This is a genomic window from Roseobacter sp. S87 (assembly GCF_055693285.1).
The window spans coordinates 995,587-1,014,049 of the sequence record NZ_JBVFTR010000004.1 but is presented as its reverse complement, the minus strand read 5'-3'; the positions used below and the strand labels follow the sequence as shown (position 1 = coordinate 1,014,049).

General features: G+C 61.0%; 18 protein-coding genes, 1 tRNA gene and 1 pseudogene. 7 read left to right on the top strand and 13 right to left on the bottom strand.

Translation table 11 applies throughout. The features are described 5' to 3' along the window. Positions 1-63: 63 nt before the first annotated feature. From ihfA to ACZ1HA_RS05840, 4 genes are all read left to right on the top strand, one after another. On the top strand, positions 64-366 hold the full coding sequence (gene ihfA / locus ACZ1HA_RS05855) for an integration host factor subunit alpha (RefSeq protein WP_375227950.1): 303 nt from the start codon (positions 64-66) through the stop codon (positions 364-366). A gap of 4 nt (positions 367-370) precedes the next feature. Next, positions 371-1,717 (top strand): MerR family transcriptional regulator, encoded by a 1,347-nt coding sequence (locus tag ACZ1HA_RS05850; protein ID WP_472713215.1) that lies wholly within the window; start codon positions 371-373, stop codon positions 1,715-1,717. Between the two features lie 57 nt (positions 1,718-1,774). Beyond that, positions 1,775-1,851: transfer RNA gene (locus tag ACZ1HA_RS05845), tRNA-Pro, on the top strand. 67 nt (positions 1,852-1,918) lie between these two features. Beyond that, the gene (locus tag ACZ1HA_RS05840) at positions 1,919-2,998 is read left to right on the top strand and encodes a 2'-deoxycytidine 5'-triphosphate deaminase (RefSeq protein WP_472713214.1); all 1,080 of its coding nucleotides are present in this window, start codon (positions 1,919-1,921) and stop codon (positions 2,996-2,998) included. Between the two features lie 55 nt (positions 2,999-3,053). Here ACZ1HA_RS05840 and scpB read toward each other — a convergent pair whose 3' ends face one another. The 6 genes from scpB to ACZ1HA_RS05810 all read right to left on the bottom strand — a co-directional run bounded on the left by scpB (position 3,054) and on the right by ACZ1HA_RS05810 (position 9,543). Then, complete coding sequence (scpB, locus tag ACZ1HA_RS05835) at positions 3,054-3,659, bottom strand: SMC-Scp complex subunit ScpB (protein WP_472715290.1); 606 nt, start codon at positions 3,657-3,659, stop codon at positions 3,054-3,056. Positions 3,660-3,712: 53 nt separating this feature from the next. Then, positions 3,713-4,504: a segregation and condensation protein A gene (locus tag ACZ1HA_RS05830; RefSeq protein ID WP_472713213.1), complete on the bottom strand. Its 792-nt coding sequence runs from the start codon at positions 4,502-4,504 to the stop codon at positions 3,713-3,715. A 15-nt stretch (positions 4,505-4,519) separates the two neighbouring features. Beyond that, positions 4,520-5,518, bottom strand: a complete 999-nt coding sequence (gene nagZ, locus ACZ1HA_RS05825; protein ID WP_472713212.1) for a beta-N-acetylhexosaminidase — start codon at positions 5,516-5,518, stop codon at positions 4,520-4,522. A gap of 8 nt (positions 5,519-5,526) precedes the next feature. Then, entirely contained in the window at positions 5,527-6,507 is a 981-nt protein-coding gene (locus ACZ1HA_RS05820) for an SPOR domain-containing protein (protein WP_472713211.1), read from the bottom strand. Positions 6,508-6,585: 78 nt separating this feature from the next. After that, the gene (gene argS, locus ACZ1HA_RS05815; RefSeq protein ID WP_472713210.1) at positions 6,586-8,331 is read right to left on the bottom strand and encodes an arginine--tRNA ligase; all 1,746 of its coding nucleotides are present in this window, start codon (positions 8,329-8,331) and stop codon (positions 6,586-6,588) included. A gap of 69 nt (positions 8,332-8,400) precedes the next feature. Further along, a complete protein-coding gene (locus ACZ1HA_RS05810; RefSeq protein ID WP_472713209.1) occupies positions 8,401-9,543 on the bottom strand; it encodes a deoxyguanosinetriphosphate triphosphohydrolase in 1,143 nt (380 codons plus the stop codon). Between the two features lie 84 nt (positions 9,544-9,627). Between ACZ1HA_RS05810 and ACZ1HA_RS05805 the strand changes: the two genes are divergently transcribed. After that, entirely contained in the window at positions 9,628-9,951 is a 324-nt protein-coding gene (locus tag ACZ1HA_RS05805; RefSeq protein WP_375230866.1) for a HesB/IscA family protein, read from the top strand. A gap of 3 nt (positions 9,952-9,954) precedes the next feature. On the opposite strand, the gene ACZ1HA_RS05800 is transcribed toward ACZ1HA_RS05805, so the two are convergent. Together ACZ1HA_RS05800 and ACZ1HA_RS05795 are read right to left on the bottom strand one after the other, a co-directional pair. Continuing rightward, a complete protein-coding gene (locus ACZ1HA_RS05800) occupies positions 9,955-11,007 on the bottom strand; it encodes a DUF6902 family protein (RefSeq protein ID WP_472713208.1) in 1,053 nt (350 codons plus the stop codon). Positions 11,008-11,093: 86 nt separating this feature from the next. Beyond that, entirely contained in the window at positions 11,094-11,384 is a 291-nt protein-coding gene (locus tag ACZ1HA_RS05795) for a hypothetical protein (protein WP_472713207.1), read from the bottom strand. A 347-nt stretch (positions 11,385-11,731) separates the two neighbouring features. On the opposite strand from ACZ1HA_RS05795, the gene xth reads away from it, so the two are divergent. Next, a complete protein-coding gene (xth, locus tag ACZ1HA_RS05790) occupies positions 11,732-12,514 on the top strand; it encodes an exodeoxyribonuclease III (protein ID WP_472713206.1) in 783 nt (260 codons plus the stop codon). A gap of 24 nt (positions 12,515-12,538) precedes the next feature. On the opposite strand, the gene ACZ1HA_RS05785 is transcribed toward xth, so the two are convergent. From ACZ1HA_RS05785 to ACZ1HA_RS05775, 3 genes and pseudogenes are all read right to left on the bottom strand, one after another. Next, complete coding sequence (locus ACZ1HA_RS05785) at positions 12,539-13,285, bottom strand: DUF533 domain-containing protein (RefSeq protein WP_472713205.1); 747 nt, start codon at positions 13,283-13,285, stop codon at positions 12,539-12,541. 150 nt (positions 13,286-13,435) lie between these two features. Further along, positions 13,436-14,019 (bottom strand): annotated as a pseudogene (locus ACZ1HA_RS05780) (HNH endonuclease). A gap of 198 nt (positions 14,020-14,217) precedes the next feature. Further along, positions 14,218-15,261 carry an alpha/beta hydrolase family protein gene (locus ACZ1HA_RS05775; protein ID WP_472713204.1) on the bottom strand — a complete coding sequence of 348 codons (1,044 nt, stop codon included), beginning with the start codon at positions 15,259-15,261 and terminating at the stop codon, positions 14,218-14,220. Positions 15,262-15,388: 127 nt separating this feature from the next. Between ACZ1HA_RS05775 and ACZ1HA_RS05770 the strand changes: the two genes are divergently transcribed. Further along, the gene (locus ACZ1HA_RS05770) at positions 15,389-16,393 is read left to right on the top strand and encodes a helix-turn-helix domain-containing protein (protein WP_472713203.1); all 1,005 of its coding nucleotides are present in this window, start codon (positions 15,389-15,391) and stop codon (positions 16,391-16,393) included. 789 nt (positions 16,394-17,182) lie between these two features. Here ACZ1HA_RS05770 and ACZ1HA_RS05765 read toward each other — a convergent pair. Together ACZ1HA_RS05765 and ACZ1HA_RS05760 are read right to left on the bottom strand one after the other, a co-directional pair. Beyond that, positions 17,183-17,908, bottom strand: coding sequence for a Crp/Fnr family transcriptional regulator (locus ACZ1HA_RS05765; RefSeq protein ID WP_472713202.1), 726 nt, complete (start codon positions 17,906-17,908; stop codon positions 17,183-17,185). Then, positions 17,905-18,444 carry a c-type cytochrome gene (locus ACZ1HA_RS05760; RefSeq protein ID WP_472713201.1) on the bottom strand — a complete coding sequence of 180 codons (540 nt, stop codon included), beginning with the start codon at positions 18,442-18,444 and terminating at the stop codon, positions 17,905-17,907. The genes ACZ1HA_RS05765 and ACZ1HA_RS05760 overlap by 4 nt, the downstream gene beginning before the upstream one ends. Positions 18,445-18,463: the final 19 nt, after the last annotated feature.

The window sequence follows — 18,463 nt, the reverse complement described above, 5'->3', positions numbered from 1 at the left end:
GCCGTTGATATTGACTCGGAAAATACGCCTCCCCTATGGTGGCTGAAAATTCAGGGGGAAAACATGGCCGAAAAGACTTTGACACGCATGGATCTGAGTGAGGCCGTTTTCCGCGAGGTCGGACTGTCCCGTAACGAAAGCGCACAACTGGTTGAATCCGTGCTGGATCATCTGTCTGACGCGCTGGTGCGCGGCGAGCAGGTCAAAATTTCGTCCTTCGGCACTTTCTCTGTGCGGGACAAATCGGCCCGGGTGGGCCGCAACCCCAAAACCGGTGAAGAGGTTCCGATCAACCCGCGCCGCGTACTGACATTCCGTCCATCGCACCTGATGAAGGATCGCGTGGCAAACGGGAACAAGTCCTGAGCTGATGCCAAAATCACCTGATGCTTTCCGCACGATCTCAGAGGTCGCAGACTGGCTGGGGGTGCAGGCGCATGTCCTGCGGTTCTGGGAAAGCAAATTCAGTCAGGTAAAGCCGGTCAAGCGCGCCGGCGGCAGGCGGTATTACCGGCCCAACGATATGTTACTGCTGGGCGGCCTGAAAAAGCTGCTGCATGAGGACGGTCTGACCATAAAGGGCGCGCAGAAAATGCTGCGCGAAAACGGCGTGGCGCATGTGGCCGCGATGTCGCAGCCGCTGGATGACCTGACAGCGGCCGTGATTGACGACCAGGTGGCAGATGAGGCGGCACCGCAACCCGCCGCTGAAATACCCGCTTTCAGTACAGAACCGGCAGAGACAGGTGAAGTACAACCTGCGTCGGACCTGCTCGCCGCTGCCCCGGATGCCGAACCCGCTGCCGAGCCGGTCACCGAGCCGGAAGAAGAACTGACCGCGCCCGAGCCCGAGGTGACAGTGGCTGCGGAAGAACCGGATGTTCCGCCAGATGCGGCAGCAGAAGATACAGCGCCGGTGGTACCGCAGCAGACGGCACCGGAGACTTTGGCCGAGCCTGCTGCTGACGCACAACCTCTGACGGATGCCGGTTCGTCGCCCCTTCCGGACGAATTGGAGGCTACGGACACGCCCATTGAAGAGGACAGCGAACCTGACCCGCTCATTGCGGCTGACGACGAGCTTGCAGATGCAGCTCCGGCGGAGGTCTCCCCGCCGGATGAGACCCCAATTGCTGGGTCAGGCGAACCCGATGTTGAGTCGCAGACTGCAGACATCGAAGACGATTTTGCACCTGTGGAAACCGCCCCCGAAGAGATACCCGAAGAGGATGAGCCGGTCGCAGAGCTGCCTGGTTTCCTGCGGCATCCACTGAACAGGGACGACGGAGCGTCCGCATCCCCAGGCGACACAGAAACAGCCGCCCCAGAAATTGATGACCTGCCACAGCCGCAAGCGCCGGGCGAAATCGAACCTGCCGCCAGCGTATCCGCGCCGGAGCCCGAAGAAACGGCCGCGGAAGCCGAACCTCCGATCACCGAAGATGCCGCTGCGGAGGCTGAGGCGCCCACAACCGAACCACAGACCGAAACAGAACAGGCCGCAGCACCGGAAGCGGTGCCGGTGCCCCGCCGGATCGACATTCCCGCACCACCAGCCGAAAGTTCGATGACCGCTGAGCCGTCGGCGCTGACTGCGCTGTCACGGGTCCGGACGCTGACGCCGGAACAGGCCGGGCAGATCCGTCCGCTTGTGGCGCGTCTGGCTCAGCTGCGGGCGGATGTGACCGGAGCGCACAAAGACGCGGGCAAAGACTGAGGCAATGGCAATTCGCTCTTGTCACGGCCCTCAGATCGGGTATGAAGCGGCTCATGTCGGGCTATGGCGCAGCCTGGTAGCGCGTCCGTCTGGGGGACGGAAGGTCGCAGGTTCGAGTCCTGCTAGCCCGACCATCAACCGACATGTCCAAAGAGCCCGCGCCCCCATTGCGCGGGCCTTTGCACTTTCAGGAGCCGGCTCATGAGTGGCGTTCTTCCCAGTCAGCAGATCGCGCAGATGATCGCGTCCAATCAGATTGCAGGCACCCGAAACGTCACAGACGCACAGATCCAGCCTGCGAGCCTTGACCTGCGCTTGGGGCGTACCGCCTGGCGGGTGCGCGCGTCCTTTCTGGCCGGTGCCGGTGCGCGGGTCTCTGACCGTCTGCGCGAGTTTGAGATGCACCGCGTAGACCTGACTGATGGAGCCGTTCTGGAAAAGGGCTGTGTCTATGTGGTTCCCCTGATGGAATCGCTGGCTCTGCCCGAAAATGTGCAGGCAGTTGCCAACGCCAAAAGCTCAACCGGACGGCTTGACCTGCTGACCCGCACCATCACGGATGGCGGCACCGAGTTTGACCGCATCGCACCCGGCTATCACGGCCCGCTTTATGCCGAGATCTGCCCCCGCTCCTTTTCTGTGCTCGTGCGACCTGGCATGCGTCTGAACCAGATCCGTTTTCGTGACACCCAGGCCGTTCTTGATGACGACAGCCTTCGCGCGCTGCATGCGGAAACGCCGCTGGTCGATGGCGAAGCGGTGATTGACGACGGCCTCGGTTTTTCTGTCGATCTGCGCCTGCCGGACACGACACTGGTCGGCTACCGGGCGAAACCGCATACCGGCGTGATCGACCTCGATCTGATCAATCACTACACCGCGTCCGAATACTGGGAAGAAGTACACAGCGACAACGGCAAGATCATTCTTGATCCCGGCGCGTTCTACATACTTGTCAGCCGGGAGGCGGTGACAATTCCCCCGGGTTATGCCGCTGAAATGGCACCCTTTCTGGCGATGGTCGGTGAATTCCGTGTGCACTACGCAGGCTTCTTTGATCCGGGCTTCGGCTATGCCGAGGCGGGCGGCGCAGGGTCACGCGGCGTGCTCGAGGTACGCTGTCACGAGGCGCCCTTTGTGCTGGAACATGGCCAGGTTGTGGGCCGCCTGATCTATGAACGGATGGACGAACTGCCCGAGCAGCTCTACGGCTCAGACATTGCGTCGAACTACCAGGGCCAGGGGCTGAAACTCTCCAAACACTTCCGAGCGCCGGAATAACCGGGCGACTTCAACTCCGGCCCGAATCTTGTTGCCGGCCAGGGCAGCGCTGGCATCAATCCTCGAAAAGCTCGCTCTGACCTTCCGCGCTCTCTTCCTCGTCGTCCGCATCTGACGGCACCGGCAGGCTTCCGGGCGGTGGTCGGTTTTCCAGCAGACCTGCGGCCCGCAGCTCTTTCAGACCAGGCAGATCGCGCGCATTTTCCAGCCCGAAGTGGTCAAGAAAGCTGTCTGTCACAACAAATGTTACTGGACGTCCAGGGGTCATTTTACGCCGCCCGAAACGGATCCATTCCATCTCAAGCAACTGATCCACGGTGCCGCGACTGACCGATACGCCCCGGATTTCCTCGATCTCGGCGCGGGTCACCGGCTGATGGTAGGCAATAATCGCCAGTGTTTCGATGGCTGCGCGGGACAGCTTGCGGGTCTCCACCGTCTCGCGCTGCATCAGAAACCCGAGATCCGGCGCGGTCCGCATCGCCCAGGCGTCACCGATCTTGCACACATTCACCCCGCGCCCTTCATAGCGCTTGCGCAGATAAACAATCGCCTCTGCAGGATCAGAACCATGCGGCATGCGGGCAGCAAGTTCCCGCAGCGAGACCGGCTCAGCAGAGGCAAAGAGGATCGCTTCAACCATGCGCTCCTGTTCCGCCATGGGCGGCGCCTCAAACAGGCTTTGTTCTTCTTCGGTCGCAGAGGTCTCGTCTGTCACGCAGGTCTGTCCTTTTTGCGCAGCTGAATGGGCGCGAATGTTTCTGACTGGCGGATTTCCAGATGGCCCTCTTTAACAAGCTCCAGCGACGCCGCAAAGGTGGCAGCTGTGGCCGAGCGCCGCCGAACCGGGTCCATTTCCCAGCCTTCCGGCAGGTAGCTGACAATATCGGTCCAGTCACCCGCAAATCCGATCAGCCCCCGCATCCGGTCCAGCGCCTGTTCCATCGTGAAGACCGCATCCCGGTCCATAACAAAGGGCCGGAATTCGTCGCGCGTCCGGATACGCGCATATCCCTGCATCAGGTCCAGCAGCGTAGCGGTATACTGAATCTTACGGGTGCGGGTGACTTCCTGGGTCTGGCCACGGGCAAAGAAATCCCGTCCCAGCCGGTCGCGCCCCATCAGGCGCGCGGCGGCATCCCGCATGGCCTGCAGCCGCTCAAGCTGAAACGCCAGGTGTGCTGCCAGCTCTTCACCAGAGGGTCCTTCTTCTTCGGGGTCGGGCGGCAACAACAGGCGTGATTTCAGAAAGGCCAGCCAGGCCGCCATCACCAGATAGTCGGCCGCGAGTTCCAGGCGCAATGCTTTGGCCCGTTCAACGAAAGCCAGATACTGCCGTGCCAGCGCCAGAACAGAGATTTTGCGCAGATCGACCTTCTGGGTCCGGCTCAGCGTCAGCAGCAGATCGAGAGGGCCTTCAAAACCGTCGACGTCAACGATCAGCGCCTCGGCCGCCAGGCGGTCCGCGACGGAGGTTTTATCCTCTTCAAAAGTGTCCTCTGACATGGACCCGACCGACCTTCACGCCCCGTTCAACAGCGTCCCAAGCTGAGCCTGAAGGGCCGGAATGTCAATATCATCCGGCTGCCTGCGCGCTGCCAGTGCACGCTCCGCGCGGGCCTGTGCAGCATCGCTCATTTCACCTGCGGCGTCAGCCACCGCACACCGCTCTGCCAGCGGCGCATTGCAGTGCAGAACGACATCGCAGCCCGCTTTCAGGGCACGTGCTGCCAGATCCGCGCGTTCGCCCTGCAATGCCTTCATGCCCAGATCATCTGTCATCAGCAGGCCGTCAAACCCGATATCATCGCGTATGACCTGCATCATCACAGGCGAGAGCGTCGCAGGCCGGTCATCTATCCCGGAAAACACCAGATGCGCGGTCATGCCCATCGGCAGGTCACGGAGCTCCCGGAAGGGCGCGAAATCTGATCCGCTGAGCGCGGCACGGGCGGCCGTGACCAGTGGCAGTTCAAAATGTGTGTCGAGAGTGGACCGCCCGTGTCCCGGAATGTGTTTCATGACCGGCAAGACACCGCCCGCCAGCATCCCGTCTGCTGCAGCACGGCCCAGCACGGCGATCGTACCGGGATCAGAGCCATAACACCTGTTGCGCAGGAATGGATGTGTTTCCGCCCCGGCAACATCCAGCATGGGCGCGCAGTTGCTGTCGATACCCACGGCCAGCAGTTCGGCGGCAATCAGGCGATACCGGAGATACATTGCCTGCGAGGCGCTTGCTCCGACGGCCTTCACAAAATCCAGCGGCGGCGTCCATTCCGTCCAGACCGGCCCGCGCAGCCGCTGCACGCGGCCGCCTTCCTGATCAACGGTAATGGGTGCGTCACGGCCAACGCTTTCGCGCATCTCGTCACAGAGCGCGCGGACCTGATCCGGCGTGTCGATATTGCGGGCAAACAGAATGAACCCAAAGGGATTCGCGTCGCGGAAGAACGCCTTTTCCGCAGCGCTCAGGCGCAGACCTTCAGCATCGAGGATGGTGGCACCAAAGCGTGTCACAACGCGCGTCAGCGGCTGGCGACGGGGATACAGTCGACCCCTTCGGCCTTGAAAGCCGCACAGAACCGGCGCGAGTCGCTCAGGTCACGAAAGCCCATGACCCGCAGGCGGTAAAACGTCCGGCCCCCGGACTGAGCCTTTTCAATAACCCGCGACTTGCCGTTCATGAAATCACCAAAGCGGCCCGCGAGACGACCCCATTCACTGCGCGCCACCTCGGGGCTTTCAAATGCCCCCAGCTGCGCCAGACGTGTCCCCGCCGGAATGCGTGCCGGATCAATCTCTGCTGTCTCAGGCGCCGGTGTGAACGCTGCCGCCTGAACACGGGCCGGACGCAACACGGGGCGCGCGGAAACCCGCAAGCCGGTTTGCTGCACAACGGCAGGCTTCGGCGTCGGCAGTGCCTCAGCTGCGGCCTGCAGCACAGGATCTGCGAGTGTGGGTTTTTCGTTCTGCGCGGCCAGAGGTTCGCTGCCAGCCGTCAGCTCTTCGACCAGCTGATTGATGGCAGCTGCCTGATCAACTTCAGCAACAGATGCGACTGCGGGGGTTGCAAAGGCATCCTGCGCGGGGCTCAGACGCACCGGAAGCTCAACCGGTGCTGCCGCCTGAACAACCGGCTGGTCCTCAGCGGTCAGTGCCGCGCCGCGGGGTGCCAGCACCACCTGATCAACCGGGCCTTCTGCGATACCTTCAGCGGCGATGGCATTCACGGCAAGACCCTGATGGCGGGCCAGTTGTCCGCCCGGGTTTTCCGGCCGGATCCGCATGTCGCCCTCGGCGGCACGCACGACGGGGATACCGCTCACGTCCCGCACCATCAGTTTGTACCCCCAGACCCCGATCCCGGCGATCAGCGCGAGTGAGACCACCGCGCCGGCCAGATTGGTCATGAAAGTCAGGGAATGCGTCGCCGCAGGTTCCTGCGCCCGTGTCTCAGATGCACGGCCATAGCCGCCCATGTCATGGGAGAATTCGATATCCGCCATCAATGCCTCGCTCTGCCGTCGGGGTACATTGCCCCTCTGGTCGTGTTCGATTGCCTGTCCGGACGCCGGGTGGTTGTGTTACCGCATTTCCTGCGCCGGTGTGACGCCAAGAATACCCAAACCGGCCGAAATTACAATCGCCGCGGCCTGTGCGAGGGCGATTTTTGCCTGGCTTGTGGCTGCATCGCCCTCCTGGACGGCACGCAACGTATCGTCGGACCGGCCCAGGTGGTAGAGGCTGTGGAAATCGGACGCCACATCATAGAGGTAGAACGCAATCCGGTGCGGCTCATTGGAGCGCGCCGCAGTTTCCACCAGACGCGGCCATTCCGCCAGCCGTGCGGCCATGGCCAGTTCAGCCGGATGCGCCAGAAGGCCAAGGTCCGCCGCCTCCAGTGTGCCATCGGCCACGTCAATTCCGGCCTCTTTCGCTTTGTTCAGGATCGACGCAACCCGCGCGTGGGCATACTGGACATAGAAAACCGGATTTTCCCGGCTCTGTTCCAGCACCTTGTCGAAATCGAAATCCAGCATCGCGTCGTTCTTGCGCGTCAGCATCACAAAACGCGTCACGTCAGGTCCGACCTGATCCACAACGTCCCGCAGGGTTACAAAGGTCCCCGCCCGTTTGGACATCTTGAACGGCTCACCGTTCTTGAACAGCTTCACCAGCTGCGTCAGCTTGATATCGAGCGGCACCGTGCCGCCGGACAATGCGGAAACGGCAGCTTTCATCCGTTTGACATAGCCGCCGTGATCCGCCCCGAAAATGTCGATCAGCGCATCAAACCCACGGCTGACTTTGTCATAGTGATAGGCAATATCCGGCGCGAAATAGGTCCAGCTGCCGTCCGATTTCATCACCGGACGATCCACATCGTCCCCGTGTTCGGTGGATCTGAAAAGCGTCTGCTCGCGCGGTTCCCAGTCTTCGGGCTTTTTGCCCTTGGGCGGCTCAAGCACACCTTCGTAGATCAGGCCCCTGCCCCGCAGATCATCAATCGCCGCCTCGATCCGGCCGGTACCGTACAGAGACTTCTCAGAATAGAAGACGTCCATCTCGACACCCAGCGCTTTCAGATCCGCGCGTATCAGATCCATCATGGCGTCGGTAGCAAAGTTCCGGATGTCTTCCAGCCAGAATTGTTCTCCCTTGTCGAGGTAGGCGTCGCCGACCTTGTCCTTGAGCGCCTGCCCCACCGGGATCAGATAATCGCCCGGATAAGTGCCGTCCGGAAACGCCACCTCCTGGCCGTGGGCTTCCTGATACCGCAGGTATACCGACCGGGCGAGCACATCGACCTGAGCACCACCATCATTGATGTAGTATTCCCGCGTGACGTCAAATCCGGCGAAGTCCAGCAGCGAAGCCAGCGCATCGCCAAAGACCGCCCCCCGCGTATGCCCCACGTGCAGCGGGCCGGTGGGGTTGGCGGAAACATATTCGACGTTGACCTTTTTACCGCTGCCCAATGACGCCCTGCCAAAATCCGTGCCCGTTGCCAGAACAGCACGGATCACCTCCTGCCAGACACCGGGTGCCAGCCGCAGGTTCAGAAACCCCGGCCCTGCCACCTCGGCACTGGTGATACGGTCATCCGCGCCCAGTTTTTCCGCCAGCAGCGAAGCGATATCGCGGGGTTTCATGCCCGCTGGTTTTGCCAGAACCATCGCAGCATTCGTTGCCATATCCCCGTGGGCGGCATCGCGCGGCGGCTCGACCGTCACGTTGTCAAGCGACAGACCCTGCGGCAGCGCACCATCAGCCATCATAGCTTCCAGTGTTTCGGTCACCAGGTGACGGATATCGGCAAAGAGGTTCACGGGCGTTTGTCCTTCGGGAAGTGTTGCGCGCGGTTTATCACGGCCTGTGCCCGGGTCAACCGCACAGGCTCAGAGCCCGCCGATCAGGCGTTCATGCTCCTGGAGTGCAAACCGGTCAGTCATGCCCGCGATATAGTCTGACACGATCCGCGCGAGCGCCGTTTCGGTGCTGGCCTCAGCCACGTCCTTGCGCCATTGTTTCGGCAGCTGATCCGGGTGCTCCATGAACCACGGAAAGAGCTCCTCGACCACATTGGTCACCCGCGCGCGCATCTCGACCACGCTCGGGGCGCGGTACATGCGCTGGAACAGAAACGCGCGGATCACCTTCAGATCCTCAAACAACGGGTCCGAAAACCGGATCACAGAGCGCCCGGCATGCCGGACGTCCGTAACAGACGCAGGTTGCAGTTCCGCGAGACGCTGCTGGGCAAAGACAATCACATCTTCAACCAGGACACCGAAAAAGCGGCGCAGCGCTTCGTGGCGGCGGCGGTAATAGTTCAGGCCGGGATATTTCTGATCAACTTCGGCGAAACACTCCCGCAGGATCGGCAGTCCGGCCAGCTCATCCGTGGAAAAGAGTTCAGCCCGCAGCCCGTCATGCAGATCATGGTGATTGTAGGCCACGTCATCCGCGATGGCTGCAACCTGCGCTTCGGCGCTGGCGTGTGTGTGCAGTTCAAGATCCATCTCGGCGTTGCAGGCCGCCAGCGCCCAGGGGATTTCGCCGGTCACGGGGCCATTGTGTTTGGCGATGCCTTCCAGCGTTTCCCAGGTCAGGTTCAGCCCGTCAAAATCCGCGTAGTGCCGCTCCAGATTGGTGACGATCCGGATCGCCTGCGCATTGTGATCAAACCCGCCATAGGGCTCCATCAGCGCGCAGAGCGCATCCTCGCCGGTGTGTCCGAAGGGCGTGTGACCCAGATCATGGGCCAGTGCCACGGCCTCGGTCAGTTCCGCGTTCAGCCCCAGCGCGCCGGAAATTGTGCGGGCCACCTGTGCGACCTCAATGGAATGGGTGAGCCGCGTCCGGTAATAATCGCCCTCGTGCTCGATGAAGACCTGGGTTTTGTGTTTAAGCCGCCGGAACGCGCTGGCATGGATAATCCGGTCCCGGTCGCGCTGAAAACACGAACGGAAAGTGCTTTCCTCTTCCCGCACGCGCCGCCCCCTGGCCAGTGCGGGATCGGAGGCATACTGCGCAGTCATAGCTCGCTGGTCCTTGTGGCCTGTCCCGGGGATTTCTATATTGTACACGACCCGTGAATGAAACCACCGTCGGAGCATGAGCAGATGCAGCTGCCCCCCAAAGTCACCTCCCGCGCTTTCGAGCGCCTCGCCGAAATCGGTGCGGCAACAGACGGCAAGGCCCTGCGTGTCGCTGTAGAAGGCGGCGGATGCTCAGGTTTTCAGTATGAGATTGCCCTGGATGAGCCGCGTGATGACGATCTGATTCTGGAAGGTGCCGGCGAAAAAGTCGTGGTTGACGCAGTATCTCTGCCGTTTCTGACCGACGCGGTCATCGATTTCACCGAAGAACTGATCGGGGCGAGATTCGTGATCGAAAACCCCAATGCCACCAGTTCCTGCGGCTGCGGCACATCCTTCTCGATGTGACGCTCAGCCCTCGGCTCGCGCGAACCCTTCGAAGAAGTCACCAAACCGTGCCGTGGATTGCGCGGCACAGGTGAGAATGCGGTGTTCCTCTTCACCCAGCACAGATTCCAGCAGCCCCCGCATCTGTTCCCAGTCGCAGCTGCGCGCCGCACCCAGATGGAACAGGTATTCTGAAATGCGCCGCAGCGGGCCGCGTGGTGCGCCACGCCGCTCTACCATCAGGGCACCCTCTACCGGTGTGCCCCTGAAACCTTCGGCCCCCGCATGGGACGCCCACCAGCTGCTAACAAGGTATTCATGATAGGCATCGGCACCGGATCCATGAGCCGCCGGTTGCAGAACGAAGCCGCCCGTTTCGAGGGCCAGCCAGTCTTCCCAGATCTCGCTCGGAACACGACCCGCAAAGCGCAACGCTACGCAAACCTCTGACATCAGGTCAAAATCCTGATCCAGCCAGGCAAGAAGTCCGGCGTACTCCAGACTGGTCAGCGCATCCTCGCTCAGCGCGGGATCATGCCGGCCGTAGTCGGAGAGATAGAACACAATGTGTGTTAGCTCATAGGCCGCTTTCTTGTTGGGCAGCGCAAAGGTCCCGGTCGACCCGATAAAACGGCGCAGTCTTGCCTCAAGCGCAGTATCCTGTGTTCCTTGTCCACGCCGCGCCAGAAGACGTTCTGCTTCGGCACGCTGCAGATCGGACAACTCCGCGGTCGCCAGTTTTCTGTCTCTGGCCGTGGCACAGATGTCTGTGCCCGCATCCCCCGCGATCCCAAGATCCTCAAGATCAAGGCAGATCGACAGAAGAAACCGGTAATACTGCGGGAAAAAGGCCAGCCGTCCCGCGACAGTGTCATAGAATGGCCGGTAGACCTCGAGCACTTCAGGGCGCAGGCTGGCCCCGGATGTCGCGAGAACGTTCAGCAGTTCGGCATTTTCCTTCAGCCAGAAAACATCGCTGCTGTCGCGCCGGTGCAGTGCGAAATTCCGCAGCAGCTGTCCCTGACGCTGAGAGAGATTTGGCCTGCGCGGCAACCCGATTGAGATCACGTTGGACATGAGCTTTCCTTTCGCTTTCAGCGGATTGCCGCGCAGAGCATCAGCGGATCAGGACCCTTGGGGAAGGCCCTGTTCCGGCTGAGCTGTCACTTTGCAGGTGTCATGGATGTGGTGAAAAGACCGGTCGCCTCTCCCGCCAGAGCATCGCTGCCTGAAATCATTGATGTGGTGAACTGACCGGTTTCGCCACCCGTCATAACAGAAACCGGAGACATGGAAGTGGTGAAGAGACCGGTCGCCTCGCCACACATCATGTCGCTGTCCTGCGACTGCATTGAGGTCGTATAAAGCGCTGTGGCTTCACCGCCGTGCATATCTGCAGCAGGGTGTGTTACATCGTGAGCAAAGTCGGCTTTGAGCAGTGCGTTCGTCATCATTTTGTATCCCTTTCTGATGATGTTCAGGTCGCCCGTTAACGCTTGCTCCTAAAGCACGAATTTTAAAGGAAAAATCCCGTTAAGGATGTGTTAACCCTGAGTTATCCACAGGGAGGCGCGCCGCTAAAGGATAAGAATGGAAAGAAAAGGCACTGCGGTAATCTTCGTTAAAGAATTTTTATCCACAGACACGCTGCCTGTGGATATTAACCTTTTGAGGGCAAATCCGCCGAACACCTTAACGAGAATCACTCCATTAATACTCTCCCTCAGAGTGATATTTTGCCGGGGTTGCCCCACCGGCGCGCATGCGCGATAGAAAAGGACAGGTGACGGGAGTTCGGATCATGAAAATTGCGACGTTCAACATCAACGGGATCAAAGCGCGGATCGAAGCGCTGCCCGCCTGGCTGAAAGAAGCGCAGCCGGACGTCGCCCTCCTGCAGGAGATCAAATCCGTTGACGAGAACTTCCCGCGCGAAGTCTTCGAGGACCTGGGCTACAACGTCGAAACGCATGGCCAGAAAAGCTTCAACGGCGTCGCAATCCTGTCAAAAACCCCTCTGGAGGACGTGACCCGCGGACTGCCTGGCGACGACAGTGATGAACAGGCCCGCTATATCGAAGCGACTGTCATGGGCGACAACGAAGCAGTACGTGTCTGCGGCCTCTACCTGCCAAATGGCAATCCGGCGCCCGGTCCGAAATACGACTACAAACTTGCCTGGATGGCACGGCTGGAGGCGCGCGCGCGGGACCTGCTAGCGCAGGAGATCCCATTTGTCATGGCGGGCGACTACAACATCATCCCGCAGGCGGAAGATGCCGCAAAACCCGATGCCTGGCGCGAAGATGCGCTGTTCAGGACCGAGAGTCGCACGGCTTTCAGACGGTTGCTGAACCTTGGCCTGACCGAGGCGTTCAGGGCCCGGACCCCGGGGCCCGGACATTACAGCTTCTGGGACTATCAGGCAGGCGCCTGGAACCGGAATAACGGCATCCGGATCGACCACCTGCTGCTCAGCCCGCAGGCGGCCGATATGCTCACCGATTGTCAGATCGACAAAGAGGTGCGCGGCCGGGACAAACCCTCGGACCACGTACCCGTCTGGATTGACCTGGCCGCCTGATTTCCGGCTTCCGCGGGACAGCCCTTACCCGTAGATGCGCGTTGCGCCCAGGCCGTCGTGGATCTGGTTCACCATTGCCGGCTGAAGCCCCATGCCCTGCGCCAGGGCGTGCAGATACTGTGCCTCCGCCTGGTTGTCGGGATCAATCGCGTTGAGCGCCATGGTATAGACCTGCGTTTCCAGACCACGCGGGGTGTCCGCCGCCAGTTGGGCCGCATCCACAGGCTGTTCAAGCATGTCCTGGATTACAGCCACATCCGCCGGGTCGCCATCGCGCAGCGCCTGCAGCAGTTTAGCCTTTTCGTCAGCGTCAATGTCGCCATCCGCGCGCGCGGCCTGCGTCATCGCCCGCAGCATCAGCCGGGCGACGTCTTCCTCGTCCGGCTCTTCGACGGGATTATCCTGATTGATCAGCGCTTCAAGGCCACCGCCCCCTGGTGCCGTCCCGCCCCGCGCAGCTGCAAGACCGCCCAGCAGGCCACCCAGCCCGCCCAGACCACCGGCAGAAGCACCCGCGCCACCGCCGCTCAGTTGCCCCAGCAACCCACCCAGTCCGCCGCCTGCGCCGCCCTGTCCGCCGGCGCCGCCAAGCTGACCCAGCAGATCACCAAGACCGCCCATGCTGCCAGCCTGGGCCGCACCACCGCCGCCGCCCTGACCGGTCAGGTCTTCCATCACGGCACCAATGCCGCCCTTGCGGCTGACCGCTTCCATCCCTTTGGCCACCGCAAAGCCGATGGCCAATTTTGTTACTGTTTTCATCAAAGACATAAACCACTCCCTGTTTTCTCAGACGCAAAATGCAGATGCGCGATCATGAAACAGAAAGGGCCAATGCGTCCACCGGTCAGGCAGGGGGAAAAACCGCGCGCCGGGCGCAGAACCGGCAGGAAATCGCGGGAATACTAATTTCATTCGGGGTCAGGCTTCGAGTTCGGCGTCCCAGTAAAGGAAGTCCATCCAGCTGTCGTGCAGATAACCGGGCGGAAATTTCCGGCCCATATTGCGCAGTTCCTCCGCACCTGGCTGGCGCGGCGGCTTGCGCAGTGACAAGCCCGTGCGGTGCAGCGGTTTGGACCCCTTTTTGAGGTTGCAGGGCGAGCAGGCCGCCACAACATTCTGCCAGCTCGTCACGCCCCCCGAAGCGCGGGGGACCACGTGATCAAACGTCAGCTCCCCCGGGCGCCGCAGTACTGGCAGCGGAATTCGTCCCGCAGAAATAAATTAAAGCGCGTGAAGGCCACGCGCTTTTGAGGTTTTACATAGTCTTTCAGGACAACGACCGAGGGTATTCTGATTTCGGTACTCGGGCTTCGGACGATGTCGTCATATTCGGCAACGATGTCCACCCGGTCGAGCCAGGCCGCCTTGACCGCTTCCTGCCAGGGCCAGAGAGACAGCGGATAATAACTCAGGGGGCGGTAGTCGGCATTCAGCACCAGTGCAGGCCTGTGTTTCAGACTGGCAGGGTTACGTGTGAATTCCGTTCTGAAATCGCCATCCATGATCGTACTGCACCTCTTCCGTTCCGCGTCCGGTCCGGCGGGACTATCCCTCCGATAACAGGACTATATCTCGTGGTTTCAGCCTGACAAGCCCCTGAATGACCACAATATGTCGCAACCTGTATCGACCGGAGATGTAACGGCCCGATGACGGTTATCCAAAGGCCCGGCACCGCTGGGATGCCGGGCCCGGGCAGATCAGTTCCAGACAGAGGCAAGATGCGCCCGGATGGTGGTGATCAGAGTTTCGTGCATCGCGGCCCGGTGTTCGGTGCCCTGGGCACAGACGATCTCGTCACCCGGTTCTTCTTTGGCGAGGATGGCGTAGCCCTGCTCCAGGCAGACCCCCATGAAATCAAAATGGCCTGCGCCCTCAATTTCGAAGTGGGTCACGACGTCCGCAGGCAGCATCGCCGCCAGCGCGCGGGCCTCAACGTCCTGATCCAGCATGTCCTGACGGCCCGAGCCCAGCACCATCACCGGACGGGTGATCCCCGCAATGCTTTCCGCGTCAAAGGTCTGTACACCGCCCGGGTCCAGCGCGATGAAAGTATCAATCCGCGGATCAGACCGGTCACTCTGCAGATCCGCAAGATCCGCCTCATCCTCACCCACGCGCCACATGGCCAGCGCGGCGCAATCGGGCCGGTCAGGCGTATCAGCACATTTTGCGGCGAACCCTGCCGCGTCGTGCCGCGCACCGGCTGCCGCCAGCATGGTGTATCCGCCCAGCGAATGCCCGGCCGCTGCGACGCGGGTCAGGTCCATATGATCCCCAAAGCGCGGATCACGGGCCGCCGCATCAAGGCTGACGCTGAGGTCGGTGGCGCGCAACCACAGCATCCGCGCCTGTTCCGGGTCGCGGTCAAAACTCGTGGTGCCCGGGTGGTTGGGCATCACGGAAATGATCCCCACTTCGGCAAGTGCCTTGGCCAGCCAGGCCTGGTTCAGCGAATTGCCATACATCCCATGCGAAATCAGCATGACGGGAAACACGCCGGGGGCGATACGTGCATCCGGCTGCGCCGATTCCACCTGCCACACAGCACTGCCGCGCAGTTGCTGCGGCGCACCGGTCTCGCGCGTAGGATACCAGACATGCCCGCCCAGCGCACGGCCGCTTTCTTCGTGAACAGCGGTGAATTCAGCGACAGCGGCCTGATAAGTATCTGCTTTGGCGGACACCACGAGGCCCAGTGCAATGGCAGTTCCGAGTATCAGGTTGTGAAAAGTGGTGTTCATGTTGAACCTCCTTGCGTGACGTGTTGCGATGAACAAGACTTGAGCGAGCAGGCGATTTCGGGCAATGCCTCGGCTGTCCTGAATGGCGTTTCAGGACACTCAGGCGCAATCGAGGACATTAAACCGGATGATTTCGATCCCCCTGCCTCTGATCCTCACGGCTGTGGCCCTGATGGCTGCGGTCTTCACGGTCACGCGCCGGTGGCTGCCGGGCAACGCGCGTGTCGCCTTCACGGCACTGGCCCTGCTGATCGCGGCGCTGACGTTTCTTGTGACCCTGCGCTTTGCCTGGAACCTTGAGGAAGTCATTGCCGTGCAGCGCCTGCTGCCCTTCTGGATCGGACCACTGGCCTGGCTGGGGTGTCTGGCCGTCTCTGACCGCGCCGCGGAATTCCGCCGGGCGCTGCCGCTGCACGCAGGTCCCGCAGTTGCCGCCGGCCTGCTGGTGCAGGCTTTCCCGGCCCTTCGCATCGGTATCGATCCGGCAATCGCAGTCAGCTACCTGATCTACGCCTGGGCAATCCTGCGGCTCTGGCGTGCGGGGCCGGACCGTCTGTCCCAGGTGCCCGTATCGAAGGCAGCGGCTCTGCGGCGGCTCTTCCTGACCGGCGCCGGATTTCTTTGTGTGACGCTCGTGCTCGACAGCGTGATAGCGCTCGATTTCCTGCGCACCGGTGGTGCCAATGTCACCCGACTGCTGTCCTTTGCCAGCCTGCTGCAGCTCGTGGTGCTTGCGGTTGTTCTGGTTCTGGCCCTGCGCCAGCCGGAGCGGGCCGCGCCAGCGGTCTCCGGCGAGGATGCCCGGCTTGTGACCCGCGCCGCAGACTGCCTTTCGGAGACCCGGCTTTTTACCGACCCCGACCTTTCGCTGACCCGCCTCGCCCGCCGGATCGCTGTAACCGACCGCGCCCTGTCAGAGGCCATCAACCGGCACACCGGCGCAAATGTATCGCAGTTCATCAATGGTTTCCGCGTGGAAGAAGCCGCCCACCTGCTGCGCACAACCCGTGACCCGATCATGAGCATCGGTGAACAGGCAGGTTTTCTCACCCGCTCGAATTTCTATGCAGAATTCCAGCGCGTGAAAGGTATGAGCCCCGGCGCCTGGCGGAAGTCAGAAAGTGCGGTGTGAAGTTCCGCTCTGAGCCCACCTGGTGAATTCGGCACCACCGCTACACGCGCATGCAGAAAGCGGTCTCTGCATCAGCTAAGTGCTTTGTGCTGCGTGGCGGCGGTAAGACCGGCCATTTGTCAGCGATGCAGCGAAAGTCACTACGGCAAAAGTCGGGTCCGGACAAACCTGACCCTCCCAATTCGGCGCGGTTCGTGCAAATTCCTGCGATGGAAAAGGTTATCAAGGCACATGCCACTGCGGTCGGGTGAGGTTTGAGCTGGTTGCGGGCATCAATCACCTGTGAGTCTGCGACCGTTCAGTTTCTCTGAAACGGGGGCCTTGATCTTCAGAGCGTCAGCGAGGTGCATCCGCATCCTCACACCGCTGAGCGAGTTGACCCGCCATCAGCAGGGAACCTTCACCGGCAAAGACTATTTTTGCCCGACAAGCGGAATTCTCCGCTTCCGCCATCTGAGCGCCCCGCCCCCCGAAGAACGCGCGCGCTGGCTGACGCCGTTTCAGGGCCGGGCCGCAAACGCGCGCTGTCTGGATAAATTTGACATCGAAGCACCGCCTACGGTCAGAGTTCAGGGTAACAAGCTGTGATCCCTTTCCTGCAGCATCGGTATAGCGGAGCACTGTGGGGCCGAAAGCACGCACGGCAACTGCTTTTCACTAAAGTCAGAAGAGCCAACCTCTTTGCTTGCTGGCACACTCATGTGATCGAAGCGTGTTGAGTAGATGGCGCGGAAAGCCCAGACAGGAGAAGACAAATTTTCCGGAGTGAGGGTGCATGCAAGCTCTGCCTCAGGAATATAGCTCGTCCATATTCACTATTGTGATCTCTTTCCGACTGACTTGCAGGACGCCTTCGCTCTGCAGTCGGTCCAGCGATTGGGTCACCCACTGGCGTGTGGCCCCAACAATCGTAGCAATCTGATCGTATGTGATATCGCGGTCGACGACGATTTGCCCTTCTTCATGGCGGCCATAGGTTTCAGCCAGGATGACCAGCAACTGTCGCAACCGTTCAGAGACCGTCCGCGTGCCCAGCATCTGGATCAGCGCTGAGTAGCATTTCCCTTTGTTCACCAGCCCGTTGATCACAGCGACCGCCACATCCGGGATCTCGCGGACCAAGCGCAACAGACTTGCGCCAGACACGAAAAGCAATTCGCAATCCTCAAGGGCATCCGCTGACCAGACATGGCGTCCCATGCCGAAAACTTCCGGACCACCGATGAAATGGCCAACGCTCCAATAGGCCAGGGTGATCTCTCGCCCGGATGGCCCTGCATAGAACGTGCGGATGCGGCCCTTTTCCACGACCCAGACACCTGTGTGCGGATCGCCCTGGAAAAAGACACCCTCGCCCTTTGAGACTTTGCACCTTGTTCCCTGTCTCCGCACCTTTTTCTGATCGTCAGAGGAAAGGGAAGAGAGAAAACCAGCGCCTGTGTTGATCTCAAGCAGATACTCCGACAGAAAAATTGCGCTTGGATCCGTCTCGGAAATGGGATTGAGCTCAGTCATGGTGACCGTTCTAACGATGCCAGGTAGCCCGCGACCTGATCAATTTCGTCGCCGAATGACACAAATGCCTTTCGGTGCAACTCAGCGGCATCACTGTGGGATCGCGCACCATCGCGAAAATCGCGCATTTGTTTCGCCAGATATCCTGCGTGCTGGGCTGACAGGTGCGGTACATTTTCCGCGCCATTCTCTCCGTGGCAGGTGAGGCAACCAGCATATTCGGTCAACTGCATGCCGACGTTGTCTGCTGGAGGTGGTGAGGGCTCTGGCGGTTCCTGATCGGAGAACCATTCAACCACGACGGCAAAATCCTCTGGCTTGAGTTCTGTGACGATGCTCGCCATTTGGCCGCCGTCATTTGTACGCGCACCCGAAAGGAACGCCTCCAGCTGCGACTGCACATAGGCTGGTTTTTGTCCGGCCAGGTGTGGAAACTTGGCTGTCCGGGACTGCCCGAACAATCCGTGGCAGAGTGCGCATGTCTCATAGGGCGGATAGCTGGCCGCATCGAAATCAGCGGCCGCAGGTCCGGCCAAGAGCAGCGCTGAGGATACA

Bases quoted from the DNA above. Each gene is read 5' to 3' on its own strand.
- ACZ1HA_RS05765 (WP_472713202.1), bottom strand. From the start codon at position 17,908: ATGACTGAGCTCAATCCCATTTCCGAGACGGATCCAAGCGCAATTTTT.
- ACZ1HA_RS05785 (WP_472713205.1), bottom strand. From the start codon at position 13,285: ATGTCTTTGATGAAAACAGTAACAAAATTGGCCATCGGCTTTGCGGTG.
- ACZ1HA_RS05850 (WP_472713215.1), top strand. From the start codon at position 371: ATGCCAAAATCACCTGATGCTTTCCGCACGATCTCAGAGGTCGCAGAC.
- ACZ1HA_RS05820 (WP_472713211.1), bottom strand. From the start codon at position 6,507: ATGGCGGATATCGAATTCTCCCATGACATGGGCGGCTATGGCCGTGCA.
- ACZ1HA_RS05800 (WP_472713208.1), bottom strand. From the start codon at position 11,007: ATGTCCAACGTGATCTCAATCGGGTTGCCGCGCAGGCCAAATCTCTCT.
- scpB (WP_472715290.1), bottom strand. From the start codon at position 3,659: ATGGCGGAACAGGAGCGCATGGTTGAAGCGATCCTCTTTGCCTCTGCT.
- ihfA (WP_375227950.1), top strand. From the start codon at position 64: ATGGCCGAAAAGACTTTGACACGCATGGATCTGAGTGAGGCCGTTTTC.
- ACZ1HA_RS05795 (WP_472713207.1), bottom strand. From the start codon at position 11,384: ATGATGACGAACGCACTGCTCAAAGCCGACTTTGCTCACGATGTAACA.
- ACZ1HA_RS05775 (WP_472713204.1), bottom strand. From the start codon at position 15,261: ATGAACACCACTTTTCACAACCTGATACTCGGAACTGCCATTGCACTG.
- ACZ1HA_RS05840 (WP_472713214.1), top strand. From the start codon at position 1,919: ATGAGTGGCGTTCTTCCCAGTCAGCAGATCGCGCAGATGATCGCGTCC.
- ACZ1HA_RS05770 (WP_472713203.1), top strand. From the start codon at position 15,389: ATGATTTCGATCCCCCTGCCTCTGATCCTCACGGCTGTGGCCCTGATG.
- ACZ1HA_RS05805 (WP_375230866.1), top strand. From the start codon at position 9,628: ATGCAGCTGCCCCCCAAAGTCACCTCCCGCGCTTTCGAGCGCCTCGCC.
- xth (WP_472713206.1), top strand. From the start codon at position 11,732: ATGAAAATTGCGACGTTCAACATCAACGGGATCAAAGCGCGGATCGAA.
- ACZ1HA_RS05830 (WP_472713213.1), bottom strand. From the start codon at position 4,504: ATGTCAGAGGACACTTTTGAAGAGGATAAAACCTCCGTCGCGGACCGC.
- ACZ1HA_RS05810 (WP_472713209.1), bottom strand. From the start codon at position 9,543: ATGACTGCGCAGTATGCCTCCGATCCCGCACTGGCCAGGGGGCGGCGC.